Below are 16,637 nucleotides of genomic sequence, written 5' to 3'. Positions count from 1 at the left end.
GGGGCCGGCGGTCGTCGTGCGCGGGCCGGGTCAGGCCGGGTGCGAGGACTCCAGGTGGGCGAAGACCACCACGTTGTCCAGGTAGTCCCGCCGCTTCTTGTCGTACGCGCCGCCGCAGGTGATCAGCCGGAGCTGGGCGTCGGGGGTCCTGCCGTAGACCCTGGCGTCGGGGAAGGAGTTCTTGGCGAAGGTCTCCACCGAGTCCACCGAGAACACCGCGACCGTCCCGTCCGCGCGGCTCACCTCGACCTTGTTGCCCGGCAGCAGGAAGCTCAGCAGCAGGAACACCGCCGGGCCCTTGGTGGTGTCCACGTGCCCGGCCAGCACCGCGCTGCCGCGCTCGCCCGGGGTGACGCCGTCCCGGTACCAGCCGACCAGGTTCTTGTCGTCCGGCGGCGGCGCGTCGAGCTGGCCCGCGGGGTTGAGGGCCAGCTCGGTGAACGGCGCGTCGACGGCGATCTGCGGGATCCGCAGCCGGGTCGGCTTGGCGCGTTGGAGCGCCGGCGTCCCCGGGGCGGCGGTCGGGGCCGCCGGGTCCGGGGCGCCGGCGCCCGCCGGCCCGGGGACGGCCGGCGCGGCGGCCGCCGGGGGAGCGGGCCTGCCGTCCTCCGCGCCCGCGTCCGACCGGGTGTCCACCGAGTTGTAGATCAGCAGCAGCCCGACCGCTGCCGTGCTCATCCCCGCGCGCAGCAGTCGGGGCATTCCAGAGGCGGGACCGCCCGTCATTCCTCTCCTCCGCTCAACCGGTTCCGCGACGGCCCGCCGCCCCCGGTGCGCCCGCCCCGTGCGGGCGGGCGCCCGGAGGCGGCGGAAGCAGGGTGCCCGGCGTCAGGCGACCGCGCCGGAGGCACGGCGGCCGCGGCGCAGGGCGTACGCGCCCGCCCCGAGGCCGCCGAGCAGCAGCACCGCGCCGGAGGTGAGCCCGCCACCGGACAGCGCCAGGCCGCCGCCACCGGTGTGCACGCCGCCGTGCGGGGACTTGTGGTCCTCGTCCCCCCTGGCCTCGCCGCCCTTGTGCTCGTCGGAACCCTTGTGCTCGTCGCCGCCCTTGTGTTCGTCGTCGCCCTTCCGATCGTCGGAGCCCTTGTGCTCCTCGGAGGCGCCGCCCTTCCTGTCGTCGTTGCCCTTGGAGTTGTCGGAGGCCCTCTCGGTCTTCTCCTGCTTCTCCTGCCAGGTCAGGTTCTTGCCCTGGTCGGCACCGTCGGCGAAGGCGATGGGGGTACCGACGGTCAGGACGGCGGCGACGGCCGCCCCGGCGAGCAGCGTGCGTGCAGAACGCATGAGGATGATCCTTCCGGCGCGCAGGACCGCGACTGCCGACACGGTGCCGGACAAGGGGACTCGCGGGGGGTGCGCCTGATCCACCGTCATCCACCGTGCGGCCGCCTGCCACCGGAGTGTGGCAGCGCCGGTGCGCGGCGTGCGCCCTTCGGGTGGAGTCCCGGGTGTGTTCACCCGGCTGGCCGGGTGATCCGGGTGAATCCACCCGGGGGGCCGTCCGGCCGGACGCACGTGGGCCCGCCCCCGGCGCACGGCCGGGGGCGGGCCCATCGGGGGCTGGATCAGCGGGCCCGTCGGGGAGCCGCGGGGGCAGCGGCCCCGTCGGGGAGCCGCCGGGTCAGCGGTCCCAGCGGTAGAACTCCCGTGCCATGGCGTCCTTCGGCTCCCGCCAGGTGGCCGGGTCGTACGCCTGCACGTAGGCGGTCAGGCGGTCGCTGACGGTCCGGAACTCCGGGTGCCCGACGACCTTGGCGACGGCGGGGCCCGGCGGGCGGTCGGCCTCGATCAGGTGCAGGTAGACGTCGCCGAACTGGAAGAGGCTGCGGCCGGTGACGCCGATCAGGTGCGGCAGTTCGCCCTGGTCGGACTCGGCGAACACCTCGGCGATGTCCGGCGCGGCCTCGGGCTTCATCCGGGCGACGATCAGCGCCCGGTGCAGGCCGGTCACAGCTCCGCCGCCCGCTTCTCGACCTTCTCCCGGATCAGCTGCATCTGGATCTTCGAGTTGCGGTTGATGTGGCCGGTCATGCCCTCGTCGTCGACCGGGGCGGTCGGCTTCATGGCGAAGTCCTGGATCCAGCGCATCCTGGTGCCGGCCGGCGCCTCCGCGTACTCCCAGCGGATCTCCATGAACTCGAACGGGCCGGGCTCGACCCGGCGGGCGCGCACCGCGAGCGCGTCCCGGTCGGTCTCCCGCTCGGAGACCCAGCTCCACACCTGGCCGTTCTCGTCCGGGTGCATGGTGAGCCGGAACCGGACGAGTTCGCCCTGCCGGTCCAGCACCTCCACCGAGGCGTACTCGCTGAACAGCTGCGGCCAGTTCTCCAGGTCGTTGGTCATCTCCCAGACCAGGTCGAGCGGGGCGGCGATGACGATCTCGTTGTCGGTGTGTCCGGGCATCTCAGGCACCAGCCTTCGTGGCGAGGGAGGAGTTGACCAGTTCCAGGAACTCGGCCGGGGTCTTGGCCGACTCGGCACCCGAGGTGACCTTGAGGCCGTGCCGGTTCTCCAGCTCGCCGACCACGCCGAGCAGGCCGAGCGAGTCGACGCCGAACGTGTCGAACTCCGCGCCCGGCCGCGCCAGGTCGCCCGGGTCGACGGTGACGCCGGCCCGGGACTGGAGCAGGACGGCGAGTTCCGGATAGCTGAGGGTGTTGCTCACGGGTGTCCCTTTCGGAGGTGTGACGGGGTGGTGCGGGGCGGTGGTCCGGGCGGCGGTTCAGGGCCGCCAGCGCCGGACCACCAGCGCGGAGTTGGAGCCCATCAGCCCGCGGCTGACCACCAGGGCGGTGTTCAGTTCGGCCGGGCGGGCGCGGCCGGTCACCAGGGCGAGGTCGTGGCAGACCTCGGTGACGTTGGGGGTGGGCGGCAGCACGCCGTCCTCCATGGCCAGCACGGCGGCGGTCACGTCGAGCATCGGGGCGCCGCAGTAGGCGCGCCCCGTACCGGTCTTGGGCGCGGTGACCGGGACGCGTTCGGCGGCCGGGCCGAGCGCGTCGGCGAGCGCCAGGGCCTCGGCCCGGTCGGCCTCCGGCACCCCCAGGGCGTCCGCGAAGACCACGTCGATCTCCTCGGGCGCGATGCGGGCCTCGTCCAGCGCGATCCGGATGGCGGCCGCCAGCCCCTCCCGGGACTCCGCCCAGCGGGAGGCCCCGGTGAAGGTCGCGCCGTGGCCGACCAGTCGGGCCCGGATGCGGGCGCCGCGCAGGAGGGCCGCCTGCTCGTCCTCCAGCAGCAGCATCGCGCCGCCCTCGGCGGGGGAGAAGCCGCAGGCCAGCGCGGTGAACGGCAGGTACGCCCGCTCGGCCCGCCCGGCCAGGCTGACCTCGGGGTAGCCGAGCTGGCAGACCATCGAGTACGGCGCCAGCGGGGCCTCGGCGGCGCCGACCACCACCGCGTCGGTGCCGCGCTCGATCGTGCGGGCGGCGTGCGCGAGGGCATCCAGACCGCCGGCCTCGTCGCTGGCGACCACCCCGCACGGGCCCTTGTAGCCGCCGCGGATCGAGATCTGGCCGGTGCTGGCCGCGTAGAACCAGGCGATGGACTGGTACGGGCCGACGAACCGGGGCCCCTGGCCCCAGAGCTGCTGGAGCTCGCGCTGGCCGAACTCGCCGCCGCCGGAGCCGGCCGCGGTCACCACGCCGACCGCGAAGGGCTGTTCCGGGTCGGGCCGGAACCCGGCGTCCGCCACCGCCAGGTCGGCGGCGGCCATCGCGTAGTGCGTGAAGCGGTCGGTCTGCACCAGGAAGCGGTTGTCGATCGCCGACTGCGGATCGAAGCCGTTCACCTGGCCCGCGATCCGGAGCGGAAGCCCGGTGCAGCCCTCGCGGGATATCCGGTCGAGGACGCTCACGCCCTGCCTGGTGGCCTTCCAGAAGGCGTCGGCCCCGACCCCGTTCGGAGCCACCACGCCGAGCCCGGTGATCACCGCCCGGCGGCCCTGCTGACGTGACGTCATGGAACTCACCCCGTTCTGTTGAGCACGACGGCGGACTGGAATCCGCCGAATCCGCTGCCGACCGAGAGGATGCGGCTCAGCGGCAGCTCGCGCGCGGTGCGCGGCACGTAGTCGAGGTCGCACTCCGGGTCCGGAGTCTCGTAGTTGGCGGTCGGCGGCACGACCCCGTGGGCGAGCGCCAGGGTGCAGGCGACGACCTCGATGGCGCCGATCGCGCCGAGCGAGTGCCCGACCATCGACTTGATCGAGCTCATCGGGGTCCTGAAGGCGTGCGCGCCCAGCGAGCGCTTGACCGCGGCGGTCTCGTGCCGGTCGTTCTGCTTGGTGCCCGAGCCGTGCGCGTTGACGTAGTCCACCTCGGTGCGGTCCACCCGGGCGTGGGCGAGCGCGTGGTCGATCGCCCGGGACATCTCCAGCCCCTCCTTGGTGAGGCCGGTCATGTGGTAGGCGTTGCCGAAGGTGGCGAAGCCGCCGATCTCGCCGTAGACCCGGGCGCCGCGGCGGCGGGCGTGCTCCAGCTCCTCCAGGACCAGGACGGCGCCGCCCTCGCCGAGCACGAAGCCGTCCCGGTCGGCGTCGAAGGGGCGGGAGGCGTGCTGCGGGTCGTCGTTGCGCTCGCTGGTGGCCTTGATGGCGTCGAAGCAGGCGACGGTGATCGGCGAGATCGGGGAGTCGGAGGCGCCGGCGAGGCAGATGTCGGCGCGTCCCTCCTCGACCGCCTGGAAGCCGTAGCCGATCGCGTCCAGGCCGGAGGTGCAGCCGGTGGAGACGGTCTGCACGGGGCCGTGCGCGCCGGTCCGCTCGGCCACCGCGGAGGCCAGCGTGCTGGGCGCGAAGGCCCGGTGCAGCTGCGGTTCGGCCTGCCGGTGGTCCACGTCCCAGCGGGCGCCGGCCGCGCTCACCAGGGCGTAGTCGTGCTCCAGCCGGGTGGTGCCGCCGACGGCGGTGCCGAGCGAGACGGAGATCCGCCACGGGTTCTCGGCGGCCAGGTCCAGGCCGGCGTCGGCGATCGCCTCGTCGGCCGCGACCATCGCGAACTGCACGTAGCGGTCGGCCCGTTGGACGTCCTCCGGGCCCAGCCCGTGGGCCGCCGGGTCGAAGTCCACCTCGGCGGCGATCCGGGAGCGGAACCCGGTGGGGTCGAACAGCGTGATGCCCCGGGTCGCGGTGCGGCCGGAGGTCAGCAGCTCCCAGAACGCCGGGACGCCGACCCCGCCGGGGGCGACCACGCCGATCCCGGTGACGGCGACGCGCCGGGTCACGAGACCACCTTGGCGTGTTCCGGCGGGCCGGAGGCCGCGGTCCCCTCGGTGCTCACGTGGCCGAGGTCGGGGCGCGGGGCGAGCGGGCCGAGGTGGAAGACCATCCGGGCCTCGGTGTCGCCGACGTTGCGGAAGCGGTGGCGCATGTTGATCGGGATCATCAGGCCCTGGTCCGGCTTGAGCGGATGGGGCTTCCCGTCCAGGTCCACCTCCAGGTCGCCGCAGACGACGAACACGAACTCCTCGGAGTACGGGTGGTAGTGCTCGCCGATCCGCTCGCCGGGCCGGACGATCGCCAGGCCCATGAAGCCGCTGGTCGCGCCGCAGCTGGTGGGGGTGAGCATGGTGCGCAGCTCGGCGCCGTGGCGGCGGTTCTCCGGTGCCTCGTGGACGCTGACGATCCGTGGGGACTGCGTGGTCATGGAGATCTCCCGTGAGATGACGGAACGTCAGTTGTTGATCGGGTCGGCGGAACTGCGGTCGGTGACCGGGTTCATGGCGCGGGCCGCGAGGAAGGCGCCGAGCCCGGCGGCGGTGCGCAGGTCGCCCTGCGGGCCGAGGTCGAGCAGCCCGGCGAGCACGGCGGCCTGCCGGTCGTCGGCCACGCCGAGGGCGGCCGCCGGGTCGGCCTCGGCCGGCACCCGCAGGTCGACCAGGCGCACCACCACGTCCTCGCGGTGGAAGACGGTGGCCGCCGCGACCGGCCCGGTCGGGTCGGCGGTGGCGAGGTTGTCGTGCTCGGCCAGCAGCTCGGCCACCTCCTGCCCGCGGTCCGGGCGCACCGGGTAGAGCACGGCGTGCCGGTGCAGCCGGGCGGAGGCGGGGGAGCTGGCGATCGCCTGGTGCCGGGCGGGCAGCGCGGCCCTGGCGAAGAACGCCCGGGCGGCCTGCGGGTCGCCCAGTTGGCGGCTCTCCTCCAGGTGCGGGTTGAGCGCCTCCTCGACGGCCCGCACCTCGGGCTGCATCGCCACGTGGCGCAGCGCGTCGCCGAGGTTGCCGATCACCTCGACGGCGCGGACCACCCGGTTGCCGAGCATGAACAGCGAGGTGCGGCGCAGCCGGGTGTGCTCGTCCACCTCGGCCCGGGGGGAGGCGTAGCCGGAGAGGATGCGGGCCACCTCGGGCTCGCTGCCGGGCTTGACGGTGAAGGTCAGCGCGTGGCGCACCACCCCGTCCGGGCCGGGGTCGACCCTGGGCGGGCCGACGTGCCCGGCGGGAGTGGTGCGCGGCAGCCCGGGCGGCACCTCCATCGGGGCCCGGGTGCCGGTCGAGCCGGCCGCGGAGGTCTCGCGCAGCACGGCGTAGCGCAGCGAGCGGAAGTTGTCGCTGACGCAGCCGTGCATCGGCTTGACCATCTCCCGGTGGGCCGGGCTGTCCACCCACTCCAGGAAGGTCTCCTGGTCCTTCCACTCGCTGGTGATCAGCCACTGGCGCGGGTCGTTGATCGACTGGCACAGCTGGTCGCTGACGTGTCCGGGGACCGAGGCCACCTGGTGGCGCAGCTGCTCGTACACGTCGAGGAAGCGCTGCTGGGCGCCGTCCTGGATCTCCAGCATCAGCACGACCCGCAGCCGGGTGTCGGCCTCGTCGTGCTGCTTCGGCTGGGGTTCGGACAGAGTTGTCATGATCCACTTTCTGCTCTGGGCCGCACGCTGCGGGCCGTGTCGGCCGTGCCCGGCGGGTGCTCCCCGGCCTGGGAGGGCGGTGCGACGGCGGGTCGGCCGGGCGCGTCGGCGCCAGGCCTGAGGTCGATCGTGGGCGGCGCGGCGGGCGCGGCGCGAGATTTGCGGGCCATCCGGGCGAAGGGGCGCCACGGGCCCCCTCCGGCGGGGGATGGAAGAGCGGGGCCCCCGGTCGAGCGGGCCCGCCGAGGGCGGCGCCGAGCCCAGTCTCCGGGCCGCGGAATCCCCTGACAGGGTGGAGCAATTGATGAATCCGAAGGTTGACGACCGGGTGCCGGTCCTCATCGTGGGCGGCTCGCTGGTCGGGCTGTCGGCCTCGCTCTTCCTCGGGCGGCTCGGGGTCGGGCACCTGCTGGTCGAGAAGCACGCCGACACCTCGCACCACCCGCGGGGGCGCGGCAACAACGTCCGCACCATGGAGCTGTTCCGGGTGGCCGGGATCGAACCCGCGATCCGCGAGGCGGCCTCGATCCTGGCCCCCAACCACGGCATCCTCCAGGCGCCGTCGCTGACCGGCGCCGAGCAGGAGTGGCTGTTCCGGGAGATCGACCCGGGCGGCCGGCTGGCCCGGTTCAGCCCCAGCTCCTGGTGCCTGTGCAGCCAGAACGACCTGGAGCCGGTGCTGCGGCGGGCGGCCCGCGAGCTCGGCGGCGACCTGCGGTTCGGCACCGAACTGGTCTCCTTCGAGCAGGACGCGGAGGGCGTCACCTCGGTGCTGCGCAGCCGGGAGAGCGGCGAGCAGCGGGTGGTGCGCTCGGAGTTCCTGATCGCCGCGGACGGCCCGCGCAGCCCGGTCCGCGAGCGGCTGGGCATCGGCCAGTCCGGCAAGGGCGAGCTGTTCCACAACGTCAGCATCACCTTCCGGGCCAAGCGCCTGGCCGAGGTGGTCGGCGACCGGCACTTCATCGCCTGCTACCTGACCAACCCGGAGGCGGACGGCGCGCTGCTGCCGGTGGACAACCAGGAGGAGTGGGTCTTCCACGCGCCCTGGCACCCCGAGCACGGCGAGCCGCTGGAGGCCTTCACCGACGAGCGCTGCGAACGGCACATCCGCACCGCCGTCGGCCTGCCGGAACTGGACGTCGAGGTCACCGGCCGGGCGCCCTGGCACGCCGCCGAGCGGGTGGCCGAGCGGTACGGCGCCGGGCGGGTCCTGCTCGCCGGGGACTCCGCCCACGAGATGTCCCCGACCGGGGCGTTCGGTTCCAACACCGGCATCCAGGACGCCCACAACCTGGCGTGGAAGATCTCCGCCGTGCTCTGCGGCTGGGCCGGGCCGGGGCTGCTGGAGACGTACGGGCAGGAGCGCCGCCCGGTCGCCCGGGTGACCGGCGAGCGGGCCTCGGCGCGGTCCGCCGAGCACAGCCACCCGGGCTACGCGGTGGTGCCGGGCGCGGGCCGGCAGGCCGGGGTGCTGGCGGTGGCGCTCGGCTACCGGTACCCGGTGGGCGCGGTGGTCGGTGCGGACCGGGACGGCCCGGTGGTCCCCGAGCAGTTCGAGTCGGTGGGCGAGCCGGGCAGCCGGGCCCCGCACCAGTGGCTGCTGCGGGCGGGGGTGAGGCTCTCCACGCTGGACCTGTACGAGCAGGCGATGGTGCTGCTCACCGGCCCCGAGGGCGGTGCCTGGCAGGCGGGTGCCCGGCGTGCGGCCGACCGGCTGGCCGTCCCGCTGGACGGCTTCCGGATCGGCGACGGGGCCGAGGACGACCTGGCGCCGGAGCCCGGCGCGGACTTCGCCGCCCTGCACGGCATCGGCCCGCTGGGCGCGGTGCTGGTCCGCCCGGACGGCTTCGTCGCCTGGCGCTCGCCCGGCCCGCCGCGGGACGCGGAGGCCGAGTTCGCCGCGGCGCTGCGGACGGTGCTGAGCCTCTGACGGACGCGGACGGGCCCGCCGGTCGCACGGCCGGCGGGCCCGTCCTGTCGTTCGTCGGCGGTCAGTGGCCGCCCTCGTCGACCACCTCGACGTCGGCGACCTCCTGCTCGATCTCCTCGGCCGGCAGCGCCACCCGGATCGCCCAGTAGTAGATGGCCACCGAGAACACCGACACCAGGGCCATGTCGGTCCACAGCGGGATCCGGCCGATGCCGTCGCCGAAGCCGCCGAGCCAGGAGATCAGGCCGAGGCCGATCAGGTAGGGCGGCAGCCACTGGGCGGCCTTCCAGCTCAGTCGCGGCGCGTTCGGCAGGCCCTTCCTGATCGCGTACGCGGCGTAGCTCCCGAGCAGGACGTAGCCGAGCACGATCGCGATGCCCAGGCGGGAGAGGGTGTGCCAGCCGGACCAGTAGATGATCAGGCTGGAGACCACGAACGCGGCCGGGGAGATCACGCCGCCCGCCGGCAGCCGGTAGGGGCGCTCGCGGTCGGGCAGCCGGCGGCGCATCGCGCCGAAGGCCAGCGGGGCGCCGGCGTACATCAGCACGCTGGCGGAGGTGATGAAGCCGACCAGCTCCTGCCAGCTCGGGAAGGGCAGGAAGCAGATCACGCCGGTGACGAAGGCGATGACCAGGCCGAACCACGGCACGCCGTTCTTGTCCAGCTCCTCGAAGCGCTGCGGGGCGTAGCCGTTGCGGCTCAGGCCGTAGGAGATGCGCGAGGTCGAGGTGGTGTAGATCAGCCCGCTGCCGCCGGGGGAGATCACGGCGTCGGCGTACAGCACCCAGGCCAGCCAGCCGAGGCCGACGGTGGTGGCGAGGCCCGCGAAGGGGCCGTCGATGCCGGGGAAGTCGAGCTTGTCCCAGCCGTTGGCGAAGGAGCTGACCGGCAGCGCGCCGATGAAGACGACCTGGAGCAGGGTGTAGACCACGGCGCCGATGGCGACCGAGCCGAGGACGGCGCGGGGGATGTCGCGCTTGGGGTTGCGGCTCTCGCCGGCCAGCTGGATGGCCTGCTCGAAGCCGAGCAGGGCGAAGATGATGCCGCTGGTGCTGATCGCCGCGAGCACGCCCTGGGCGCCGAACGGGGCGAAGCCGTGCGAGGTGAAGTTGGAGCCGTGGAAGTTGGTCACGGCGAGCACGAAGATCGTGAACAGCGGGACGAAGATCTTCAGCCAGGTGGCGACGTTGTTGGTGCGGGCCAGGACGCGCACGCCCAGGAAGTTCACCGCGACGAACACCGCCATGAGCACGGTGGCGACGGCGAAGCCGCTGGCGGTGAGGGTGTTGTTGTCGTTGAGCAGGCCGCCCGCCCAGGGCCAGTGCCGGGCGTAGCCGATCATCGCCTCGACCTCGATCGGCGCGACGGTGGCCGCCTGGAGCCAGGAGAACCAGCCGAAGGACATCCCGGCGAGGCCGCCGAAGGCGTAGTGCGGGTACCGCGCGGTACCGCCCGAGACCGGGAACATGCTGCCGAGCTCGGCGTGCACGAGCGCGAGCAGCACGATCGCCACCGTGCCGATGCCCCAGGAGACGACGGCGGCCGGGCCGGCCGCCACGACGCCCTCCTTGGCGCCGAACAGCCAGCCGGAGCCGATGATCGAGCCGACCGAGGCCCACATGAGGCCGACGAGGCCGACGTGGCGGCGCAGCGACCGCTGGGCGGTGCCGGTTTCGGAACCGGTGCCCTGGCCGGGCGGCGAGATCTGGTTGAGGGAAGCCATGAACGATCTCTCTGTGTGTGGGGACTCCGGGGTGGGCGGAGCGATGAGAGTTGCCACACACTAGGACTTTTCAGCCCCCTCTGCACAGATTTCATTACTGAATGTTTACATTCTTTTCCGGACATCCTTGCAGGTAGGGGGCGTTATGGCACCCGGCATATTACGTATCCGATCGATCCGACCGAAATTCGGGCCGCGCCGTGCGGGGTCGCATGATAGGGGAAATTCCCGAGGATGGGAATAGTGGGCTCCGTATAGCAGGGCGGCGCTAGTCCACCAGATCGGACGGGTCGGTGTTGGCGCCGCAGAGCAGCACGGCGACGCGCTCGCCCTCGGCCCGGTCGACGGCGGCGAGCGCCGTGGCGGCCGCGTACTCGACGGCGATCCGGCGGTCCTCCCAGAGCTGCCGGCGGGCGCGCACGATGGCCTCGTCGTCGACCAGCACCGACCGGACGCCCTCGTGCGCGGCGGCGTCCACGGCGAGGGCGGTGGCCCGGCGGGCCCCGAGCGAGTCCTGGGCGACGGAGTCCACCGGGACGTCCACCGGGCGGCCCGCGGCCAGGGCGGCGTTCAGCGCGCGGCTGCCCGTCGGCTCCACGGCGAGCACCCGGATGCCGTGCTCACGGGCCGCCACCGCCACCCCGGCGAACAGCCCGCCGCCGCCGACCGACACCACCACCGTGTCCAGCCCGGGCACCCCGGCGCGGATCTCCGACAGGACCGTCCCGGCGCCGGCGGCGATCAGCGGGTGGTCGTACGCGTGCGAGGACAGCGCCCCGCTGCCGGCCGCGAACTCCTCGCAGGCGGCCAGCGCCTCCGCGTACTCCCGGCCCGCCAGCCGTACCTCGGCGCCGTACGAGCGCAGCCGCGCCAGCTTCACCGGGGAGGCCGTCTCGGGCAGGAACACCGTTGCCCGGACGCCGAGTTCGCGGGCCGCCCAGGCGCAGGCCAGCCCGGCGTTGCCGCCCGAGGCGATGGTCACCCCGGCGTCCGGGAGGGTGCCCGCCTCGGCGTGCGCCAGCAGGAAGTTCTGCGCGCCGCGCGCCTTGAAGCTGCCGGTGTGCTGGAGGAACTCCAGCGCCAGCCAGGTCCGTCCGCCGTCGTCCCCCGGTGCCACCGCCACCGGGCGCACCCGCCCGGCGATCCGCTTCCCGGCGGCCTCGACCTCGTCGTACGTCAGCTGGTCCATCGTGTTCCGCTCCTTCGTCGAGGGGGACGTGCCACCGGGAGTCCCGGCCAGGACGACCGTACGTCCCGTCCGTGGGCGAAGGAAAGATCACGAACGCCGGGGCCGGACCGCGCGTAGGCTGGCCCCGTGCGATTCGTGATCCTCCCCCCGCCGGCCCGCTAGCGGGCGGCCCACTCCACCTCCTCCGGCCCGACGGGACTGCCCGCAGCCGGGGCGATGACTGCCGCCCGCGTACCCAGCGGACCTGAACCGGCAACTCATCGTGGAGTACCGACGCATGACCTCGTACACCGCCGTGCCCTTCCGGCGCGGCCTCCTGTCCATCTCCGCCGCCGCCGTCGCCTGGGGCGTCGGCGGCGCCGTCTCCGCACTGCTGATGAGCACCAGCGGGCTCGGCCCGGCGGGCGTCTCCTGCTGGCGCTTCGGCGTCGCCGCGCTCTGCCTGGCCCTGCTGCCGGGCCGCCGGCCGCGCGGTCGGCGGGGCGCTGCCGGGTGGCGCGCCGCCGCGCTGACCGGGCTCGGTCTGGCGGTCAGCCAGTGCGCCTACTTCGGCTCGGTGCGGTACGCGGGCCTCGGGCTGGGCACCCTGATCACCATCGGCGCCGGCCCGGTGTTCACCAGCCTCGGCGCCCACCTGCTGCTCGGCGAACGCCTGACCCGTCGAACGGCGGCCGCGGTCGCCCTGGCCCTGGCCGGCCTCGCCCTGCTGGTGGCCGCCCCGGCGGCGGGCCCGCGCCCGGCCCTCGGCGTCGCGCTGGCCGTCCTCGCGGGCGCCGGCCAGAGCGGCCTCACCCTCTGGGCCCGGGGCGGCGGCTCGGCCCGGGCCGGCACCGGCGCCTTCACCACCGGGCTGCTCTGTCTGCTTCCGCTCGTCGCCGTCCAGGGCGTCCAGGGCGTCCTGCCGGTCGACGGTGACCCGCTGGTGACCGCGGTGGCGCTGCTCTTCCTCGGCACCGTGCCCACCCTGTTCGCCTACCGCTGGTACTTCACCGGCCTGACCACCGTGCCCAGCACGACGGCCGCGGTGCTGGTCCTGCTGGAGCCCGCGACCGCGGCGGTGATCGGCGTGCTCTGCCTCGGCGAGCCGCTGACGGCGGGCCTGCTGGCGGGCTCGGCGCTGCTGCTCGCGGCCATCGCGGCGCTGGCGCGGGAGTAGCGGCTCCGGCGCGGGAGTCAGCGGTTCCGGCGCGGGAGCGGCGGAGGGCGGGGGCCACCCGGGCGGGCGTCCTGTGGTCGCCGGGGGTCCGGTGGCGTGCTGTCGTGGTCCGCATGAACAGCTCACTGCCGGCCCGGGTGGCCGCCGCGACAGCCTCCGCCCTCCTGTTCCTCCCGCTCACCGCGGCCGGGACCGTGGCCGCCGCCGGACCGGCGGCGGCGACCGGGCGCCGGGACGTCACCGCCGACCAGTGCCGGGGCGCGGGCGGGCACGTCGAGGGCAGCGGCTACTGCGTCGACGCGGACGGCGAGGACGCCTGGGGCGAGCCCATCGACGGCCAGGCGGTCAACCCGAACCCGCGGCCCGGGGAGGAGTGAGCGCCGTACGGGCCCCGCGCCCCGCTCCCGGGCAGGGGAGCGCGGCGCGAAGCCCGTACGGGGTCGGTCAGGGCACCGGGCGCAGGGTGACCGGGGCCGGGGTGAGGGCGCGCAGGACGAGGTCGACGCGCACCTTGGCGGCGCCCGCGCGGTACAGCGCGGTGGAGATCGTCCGTAACTCCTCGGGGCCGGTGCAGGCGAGGCGCAGTTCGAGGTCGGCCTCGCCGGCCAGGGCCAGGCCGCTCTGGACGGCGGGGAACTCCGCCGCGAGGCGGTCGAAGTCGAGCGGGACGGGGCCGTGGCTGATCCGGGCGATCGCGTGCAGCGCCCGGGCCGGGCGGGCCCGCCCCGCCGGGTCCGGCTCGTCCGGGACAAGCCGGAGCGGGGCGGTCACCGGTGCTGGAACTGGACGGTCGGGGCCGGGGCGGAGGGCGCCGCGACGGGGGCGCGGCCGGGCGGGGCGGTCCTGGACGGGGCGGTGGCGGAGGGAGTGGCGGCGGAGGGGGCCGCGACCGAGGGGGCGACCAGCCGCAGGTCCAGTACCAGGGTGTCGATCCCGAGCGGGGCGGTGAGGTCGCGGAGGGCGGGCTCGCCGAGCTCGGTGCGGGCCTGGTCGGGCCCGAGGAGGGCGGCGAGGGCCTCGGGGCTGGAGAATCCGACCGCACAGCGGCGGCCGTCGCGCAGGCGGAACAGGCGGAGTGCGGTGGTGCTTCCGGTGCCGGAGACGGTGACCGGAACGTGCCAGACGGCGCGGGCCATGCGAATGCTCCCGAGTGGGGTGGTGGTGCCTGCCGGAACTACTGCCTCGACGCTAGGTCGACCCGGCCCGGGAGGCTCCGGTCCTGACGCGCCGTTGACCGAATGCGGTCGTGCGTTGACGCACTCCTGACGTTCGGCTCACCCGAGTGGACCAAACCACTGGTCGGGCGCTCCGCTTGCCGAGCGCCCCGACCCGGACGACCGTGGAACCCGTCCCCCGTCACGACCTCCGTTCCGTCCTCCACGCCGCCCGTCGGAACGCCCCTCCGGGAGGGCCGGGGCGCCCGCCGGCCGGGCCGGTGCGCGCCCGGAAACGGGGGGAGGTGGAGTCGGAGGCCCGTGACGAGATATCTTGACGTCAAGACGTTGGAGACGTGAAGCGGAGTACCGATGACTGACTCGACCATCATCTATACGCACACCGACGAGGCTCCGGCCCTGGCGACCTACTCGTTCCTGCCCGTGGTGCAGGCGTACGCCTCGACCGCGGGTGTGCGCGTGGAGACCCGCGACATCTCCCTGGCCGGGCGGATCATCGCGAGCTTCCCGGAGCGTCTGACCGAGGCGCAGCGGATCGGCGACGCGCTGGCCGAGCTGGGTGAGCTGGCCAAGACCCCGGACGCCAACATCATCAAGCTGCCGAACATCTCGGCCTCGGTGCCGCAGCTCAAGGCCGCCGTCGCCGAGCTCCAGGCCCAGGGCTACGCCCTGCCGGACTACCCGGACGACCCGCAGACCGACGAGGACAAGGACGTCCGCGCCCGCTACGACAAGGTCAAGGGCAGCGCCGTCAACCCGGTCCTGCGCGAGGGCAACTCGGACCGCCGCGCCCCGCAGTCGGTCAAGAACTACGCCAAGACCCACCCGCACCGCATGGGTGCCTGGACGGCCGACTCCAAGACCAACGTCGCCACCATGGGTGAGAACGACTTCCGGTCGACCGAGAAGTCCGCCGTGATCGCCGGTGACGGTGCGCTGCGCATCGAGCTGCTCGGCGAGGACGGCACCACCACCGTGCTGCGCGAGAAGGTGCCGGTGCTGGCGGGCGAGGTCGTCGACGCCTCGGTGCTGCACGTCGCCGCCCTGAACGAGTTCCTGGCCGCGCAGATCGCCCGGGCCAAGGCCGAGGGCGTGCTGTTCTCGGTGCACCTCAAGGCCACCATGATGAAGGTCTCCGACCCGATCATCTTCGGCCACGTGGTCCGCGCCTTCTTCCCGAAGACCTTCGCCAAGTACGGCGAGGTGCTCGTCGCCGCCGGTCTGAACCCGAACAACGGCCTCGGCGGCATCCTGGCCGGCCTCGACAACGTGCCGCACCTGGGCGCCGAGATCAAGGCCTCCTTCGAGGCCGAGCTGGCCGAGGGCCCGGCCCTGGCCATGGTCGACTCCGACAAGGGCATCACCAACCTGCACGTGCCGAGCGACGTCATCGTCGACGCCTCGATGCCGGCCATGATCCGCACCTCCGGCCACATGTGGGGCCCGGACGGCAAGGAGGCCGACACCCTCGCCGTGCTGCCGGACAGCAGCTACTCCGGCGTGTACCAGGCCGTCATCGACGACTGCCGCGCCCACGGCGCCCTGGACCCGGCGACCATCGGCTCGGTGCCGAACGTCGGCCTGATGGCCCAGAAGGCCGAGGAGTACGGCTCGCACGACAAGACCTTCGAGATCGCCGCCGCGGGCACCGTCCGCCTGGTCGACGCCGAGGGCAACGTGGTGCTGGAGCAGGCCGTCCAGCCGGGCGACATCTTCCGCGCCTGCCAGACCAAGGACCTGCCGATCCAGGACTGGGTCAAGCTGGCCGTCACCCGCGCCCGCGCCACCGGCGTCCCGGCGGTGTTCTGGCTGGACGAGAACCGCGCCCACGACGCGGTGCTGATCGAGAAGGTCAAGAAGTACCTGCCGGAGCACGACACCACCGGCCTGCAGATCGAGATCAAGTCCCCGGTCGACGCCACCACGTTCTCGCTGGAGCGCATCCGCCGCGGCGAGGACACCATCTCGGTGACCGGCAACGTGCTGCGTGACTACCTGACCGACCTGTTCCCGATCCTGGAGCTGGGCACCAGCGCCAAGATGCTGTCGGTCGTCCCGCTGATGGCGGGCGGCGGCCTGTTCGAGACCGGCGCCGGCGGCTCCGCCCCGAAGCACGTCCAGCAGCTGGTCAAGGAGAACTACCTGCGCTGGGACAGCCTGGGCGAGTTCTTCGCGCTGGCCGCCAGCTTCGAGCACCTGGCCACCACCACGGACAACGCCCGCGCCCAGGTGCTGGCCGACACCCTGGACCGCGCCACCGGCACCTTCCTCAACGAGGACAAGTCGCCGAGCCGCCGCCTCGGTGGCATCGACAACCGCGGCAGCCACTTCTACCTGGCCACCTACTGGGCCCAGGAGCTGGCCAAGCAGACCGACGACGCCGAGCTGGCCCAGGCCTTCGCCGGCCTGGCCGCGACGCTGACCGAGCAGGAGTCGGCCATCGTGGACGAGCTGATCGCCGTCCAGGGCTCGCCGGTCGACCTCGGCGGCTACTACCAGCCGGACCCGGCCAAGGCCGCCGCCGTGATGCGCCCGTCGAAGACCTTCAACGAGGCGCTCGCCAACCTCGGCTGAATCCAGGCGAGTTGAGGCACCGGAGGCCCCCGGGCTGGTCCGTAC

Annotated in this window: 17 protein-coding genes; 4 read left to right on the top strand and 13 right to left on the bottom strand. The window is 73.9% G+C overall.

Annotated elements, in window-relative coordinates:
- Nucleotides 1–30: 30 nt before the first annotated feature.
- From ACWDCZ_RS34280 to ACWDCZ_RS34240, 9 genes are all read right to left on the bottom strand, one after another.
- Nucleotides 31–726: a class F sortase gene (locus ACWDCZ_RS34280; RefSeq protein WP_449817900.1), complete on the bottom strand. Its 696-nt coding sequence runs from the start codon at nucleotides 724–726 to the stop codon at nucleotides 31–33.
- A gap of 102 nt (nucleotides 727–828) precedes the next feature.
- Nucleotides 829–1,281 (bottom strand): hypothetical protein, encoded by a 453-nt coding sequence (locus ACWDCZ_RS34275; RefSeq protein ID WP_449817899.1) that lies wholly within the window; start codon nucleotides 1,279–1,281, stop codon nucleotides 829–831.
- Between the two features lie 337 nt (nucleotides 1,282–1,618).
- Nucleotides 1,619–1,939 (bottom strand): TcmI family type II polyketide cyclase, encoded by a 321-nt coding sequence (locus ACWDCZ_RS34270; protein WP_049659041.1) that lies wholly within the window; start codon nucleotides 1,937–1,939, stop codon nucleotides 1,619–1,621.
- Between the two features lie 5 nt (nucleotides 1,940–1,944).
- Nucleotides 1,945–2,400 carry an SRPBCC family protein gene (locus tag ACWDCZ_RS34265; protein WP_049659036.1) on the bottom strand — a complete coding sequence of 152 codons (456 nt, stop codon included), beginning with the start codon at nucleotides 2,398–2,400 and terminating at the stop codon, nucleotides 1,945–1,947.
- A 1-nt stretch (nucleotide 2,401) separates the two neighbouring features.
- Nucleotides 2,402–2,662, bottom strand: coding sequence for an acyl carrier protein (locus ACWDCZ_RS34260; protein ID WP_074004530.1), 261 nt, complete (start codon nucleotides 2,660–2,662; stop codon nucleotides 2,402–2,404).
- A 57-nt stretch (nucleotides 2,663–2,719) separates the two neighbouring features.
- Complete coding sequence (locus tag ACWDCZ_RS34255; RefSeq protein ID WP_049659038.1) at nucleotides 2,720–3,958, bottom strand: beta-ketoacyl synthase N-terminal-like domain-containing protein; 1,239 nt, start codon at nucleotides 3,956–3,958, stop codon at nucleotides 2,720–2,722.
- Nucleotides 3,959–3,963: 5 nt separating this feature from the next.
- The gene (locus ACWDCZ_RS34250) at nucleotides 3,964–5,220 is read right to left on the bottom strand and encodes a beta-ketoacyl-[acyl-carrier-protein] synthase family protein (protein ID WP_449817898.1); all 1,257 of its coding nucleotides are present in this window, start codon (nucleotides 5,218–5,220) and stop codon (nucleotides 3,964–3,966) included.
- Nucleotides 5,217–5,642 carry a cupin domain-containing protein gene (locus ACWDCZ_RS34245; protein ID WP_074004532.1) on the bottom strand — a complete coding sequence of 142 codons (426 nt, stop codon included), beginning with the start codon at nucleotides 5,640–5,642 and terminating at the stop codon, nucleotides 5,217–5,219. Before ACWDCZ_RS34245 ends, ACWDCZ_RS34250 begins: the two co-directional genes overlap by 4 nt.
- 27 nt (nucleotides 5,643–5,669) lie before the next feature.
- Nucleotides 5,670–6,845: a SchA/CurD-like domain-containing protein gene (locus tag ACWDCZ_RS34240; protein ID WP_375877730.1), complete on the bottom strand. Its 1,176-nt coding sequence runs from the start codon at nucleotides 6,843–6,845 to the stop codon at nucleotides 5,670–5,672.
- A gap of 208 nt (nucleotides 6,846–7,053) precedes the next feature.
- On the opposite strand from ACWDCZ_RS34240, the gene ACWDCZ_RS34235 reads away from it, so the two are divergent.
- Nucleotides 7,054–8,775, top strand: coding sequence for an FAD-dependent oxidoreductase (locus tag ACWDCZ_RS34235; RefSeq protein ID WP_449817897.1), 1,722 nt, complete (start codon nucleotides 7,054–7,056; stop codon nucleotides 8,773–8,775).
- 61 nt (nucleotides 8,776–8,836) lie between these two features.
- Here ACWDCZ_RS34235 and ACWDCZ_RS34230 read toward each other — a convergent pair whose 3' ends face one another.
- Nucleotides 8,837–10,498, bottom strand: a complete 1,662-nt coding sequence (locus ACWDCZ_RS34230; protein ID WP_049658055.1) for an APC family permease — start codon at nucleotides 10,496–10,498, stop codon at nucleotides 8,837–8,839.
- Nucleotides 10,499–10,766: 268 nt separating this feature from the next.
- The gene (locus tag ACWDCZ_RS34225; protein WP_049658053.1) at nucleotides 10,767–11,687 is read right to left on the bottom strand and encodes a serine/threonine dehydratase; all 921 of its coding nucleotides are present in this window, start codon (nucleotides 11,685–11,687) and stop codon (nucleotides 10,767–10,769) included.
- A 277-nt stretch (nucleotides 11,688–11,964) separates the two neighbouring features.
- On the opposite strand from ACWDCZ_RS34225, the gene ACWDCZ_RS34220 reads away from it, so the two are divergent.
- The gene (locus tag ACWDCZ_RS34220; protein ID WP_387828835.1) at nucleotides 11,965–12,843 is read left to right on the top strand and encodes a DMT family transporter; all 879 of its coding nucleotides are present in this window, start codon (nucleotides 11,965–11,967) and stop codon (nucleotides 12,841–12,843) included.
- A gap of 113 nt (nucleotides 12,844–12,956) precedes the next feature.
- Nucleotides 12,957–13,220, top strand: coding sequence for a hypothetical protein (locus tag ACWDCZ_RS34215; RefSeq protein WP_449817896.1), 264 nt, complete (start codon nucleotides 12,957–12,959; stop codon nucleotides 13,218–13,220).
- Nucleotides 13,221–13,287: 67 nt separating this feature from the next.
- Here ACWDCZ_RS34215 and ACWDCZ_RS34210 read toward each other — a convergent pair whose 3' ends face one another.
- Both ACWDCZ_RS34210 and ACWDCZ_RS34205 read right to left on the bottom strand, forming a co-directional pair.
- Nucleotides 13,288–13,614 carry a hypothetical protein gene (locus ACWDCZ_RS34210; RefSeq protein WP_049657428.1) on the bottom strand — a complete coding sequence of 109 codons (327 nt, stop codon included), beginning with the start codon at nucleotides 13,612–13,614 and terminating at the stop codon, nucleotides 13,288–13,290.
- The gene (locus ACWDCZ_RS34205) at nucleotides 13,611–13,979 is read right to left on the bottom strand and encodes an SAV_915 family protein (RefSeq protein ID WP_449817895.1); all 369 of its coding nucleotides are present in this window, start codon (nucleotides 13,977–13,979) and stop codon (nucleotides 13,611–13,613) included. Before ACWDCZ_RS34205 ends, ACWDCZ_RS34210 begins: the two co-directional genes overlap by 4 nt.
- Before the next feature lie 390 nt (nucleotides 13,980–14,369).
- On the opposite strand from ACWDCZ_RS34205, the gene ACWDCZ_RS34200 reads away from it, so the two are divergent.
- Nucleotides 14,370–16,592, top strand: a complete 2,223-nt coding sequence (locus ACWDCZ_RS34200) for an NADP-dependent isocitrate dehydrogenase (RefSeq protein WP_049657424.1) — start codon at nucleotides 14,370–14,372, stop codon at nucleotides 16,590–16,592.
- The last annotated feature ends 45 nt before the right edge of the window (nucleotides 16,593–16,637 follow it).

The organism is Kitasatospora sp. NPDC001225, assembly GCF_053597855.1.
Note: the sequence above shows the minus strand (reverse complement) of the source record. Positions and strands in the feature narration are given on the sequence as shown.

Bases quoted from the DNA above. Each gene is read 5' to 3' on its own strand.
- ACWDCZ_RS34280 (WP_449817900.1), bottom strand. From the start codon at position 726: ATGACGGGCGGTCCCGCCTCTGGAATGCCCCGACTGCTGCGCGCGGGG.
- ACWDCZ_RS34275 (WP_449817899.1), bottom strand. From the start codon at position 1,281: ATGCGTTCTGCACGCACGCTGCTCGCCGGGGCGGCCGTCGCCGCCGTC.
- ACWDCZ_RS34265 (WP_049659036.1), bottom strand. From the start codon at position 2,400: ATGCCCGGACACACCGACAACGAGATCGTCATCGCCGCCCCGCTCGAC.
- ACWDCZ_RS34255 (WP_049659038.1), bottom strand. From the start codon at position 3,958: ATGACGTCACGTCAGCAGGGCCGCCGGGCGGTGATCACCGGGCTCGGC.
- ACWDCZ_RS34245 (WP_074004532.1), bottom strand. From the start codon at position 5,642: ATGACCACGCAGTCCCCACGGATCGTCAGCGTCCACGAGGCACCGGAG.
- ACWDCZ_RS34240 (WP_375877730.1), bottom strand. From the start codon at position 6,845: ATGACAACTCTGTCCGAACCCCAGCCGAAGCAGCACGACGAGGCCGAC.
- ACWDCZ_RS34235 (WP_449817897.1), top strand. From the start codon at position 7,054: ATGGAAGAGCGGGGCCCCCGGTCGAGCGGGCCCGCCGAGGGCGGCGCC.
- ACWDCZ_RS34230 (WP_049658055.1), bottom strand. From the start codon at position 10,498: ATGGCTTCCCTCAACCAGATCTCGCCGCCCGGCCAGGGCACCGGTTCC.
- ACWDCZ_RS34225 (WP_049658053.1), bottom strand. From the start codon at position 11,687: ATGGACCAGCTGACGTACGACGAGGTCGAGGCCGCCGGGAAGCGGATC.
- ACWDCZ_RS34220 (WP_387828835.1), top strand. From the start codon at position 11,965: ATGACCTCGTACACCGCCGTGCCCTTCCGGCGCGGCCTCCTGTCCATC.
- ACWDCZ_RS34215 (WP_449817896.1), top strand. From the start codon at position 12,957: ATGAACAGCTCACTGCCGGCCCGGGTGGCCGCCGCGACAGCCTCCGCC.
- ACWDCZ_RS34205 (WP_449817895.1), bottom strand. From the start codon at position 13,979: ATGGCCCGCGCCGTCTGGCACGTTCCGGTCACCGTCTCCGGCACCGGA.
- ACWDCZ_RS34200 (WP_049657424.1), top strand. From the start codon at position 14,370: ATGACTGACTCGACCATCATCTATACGCACACCGACGAGGCTCCGGCC.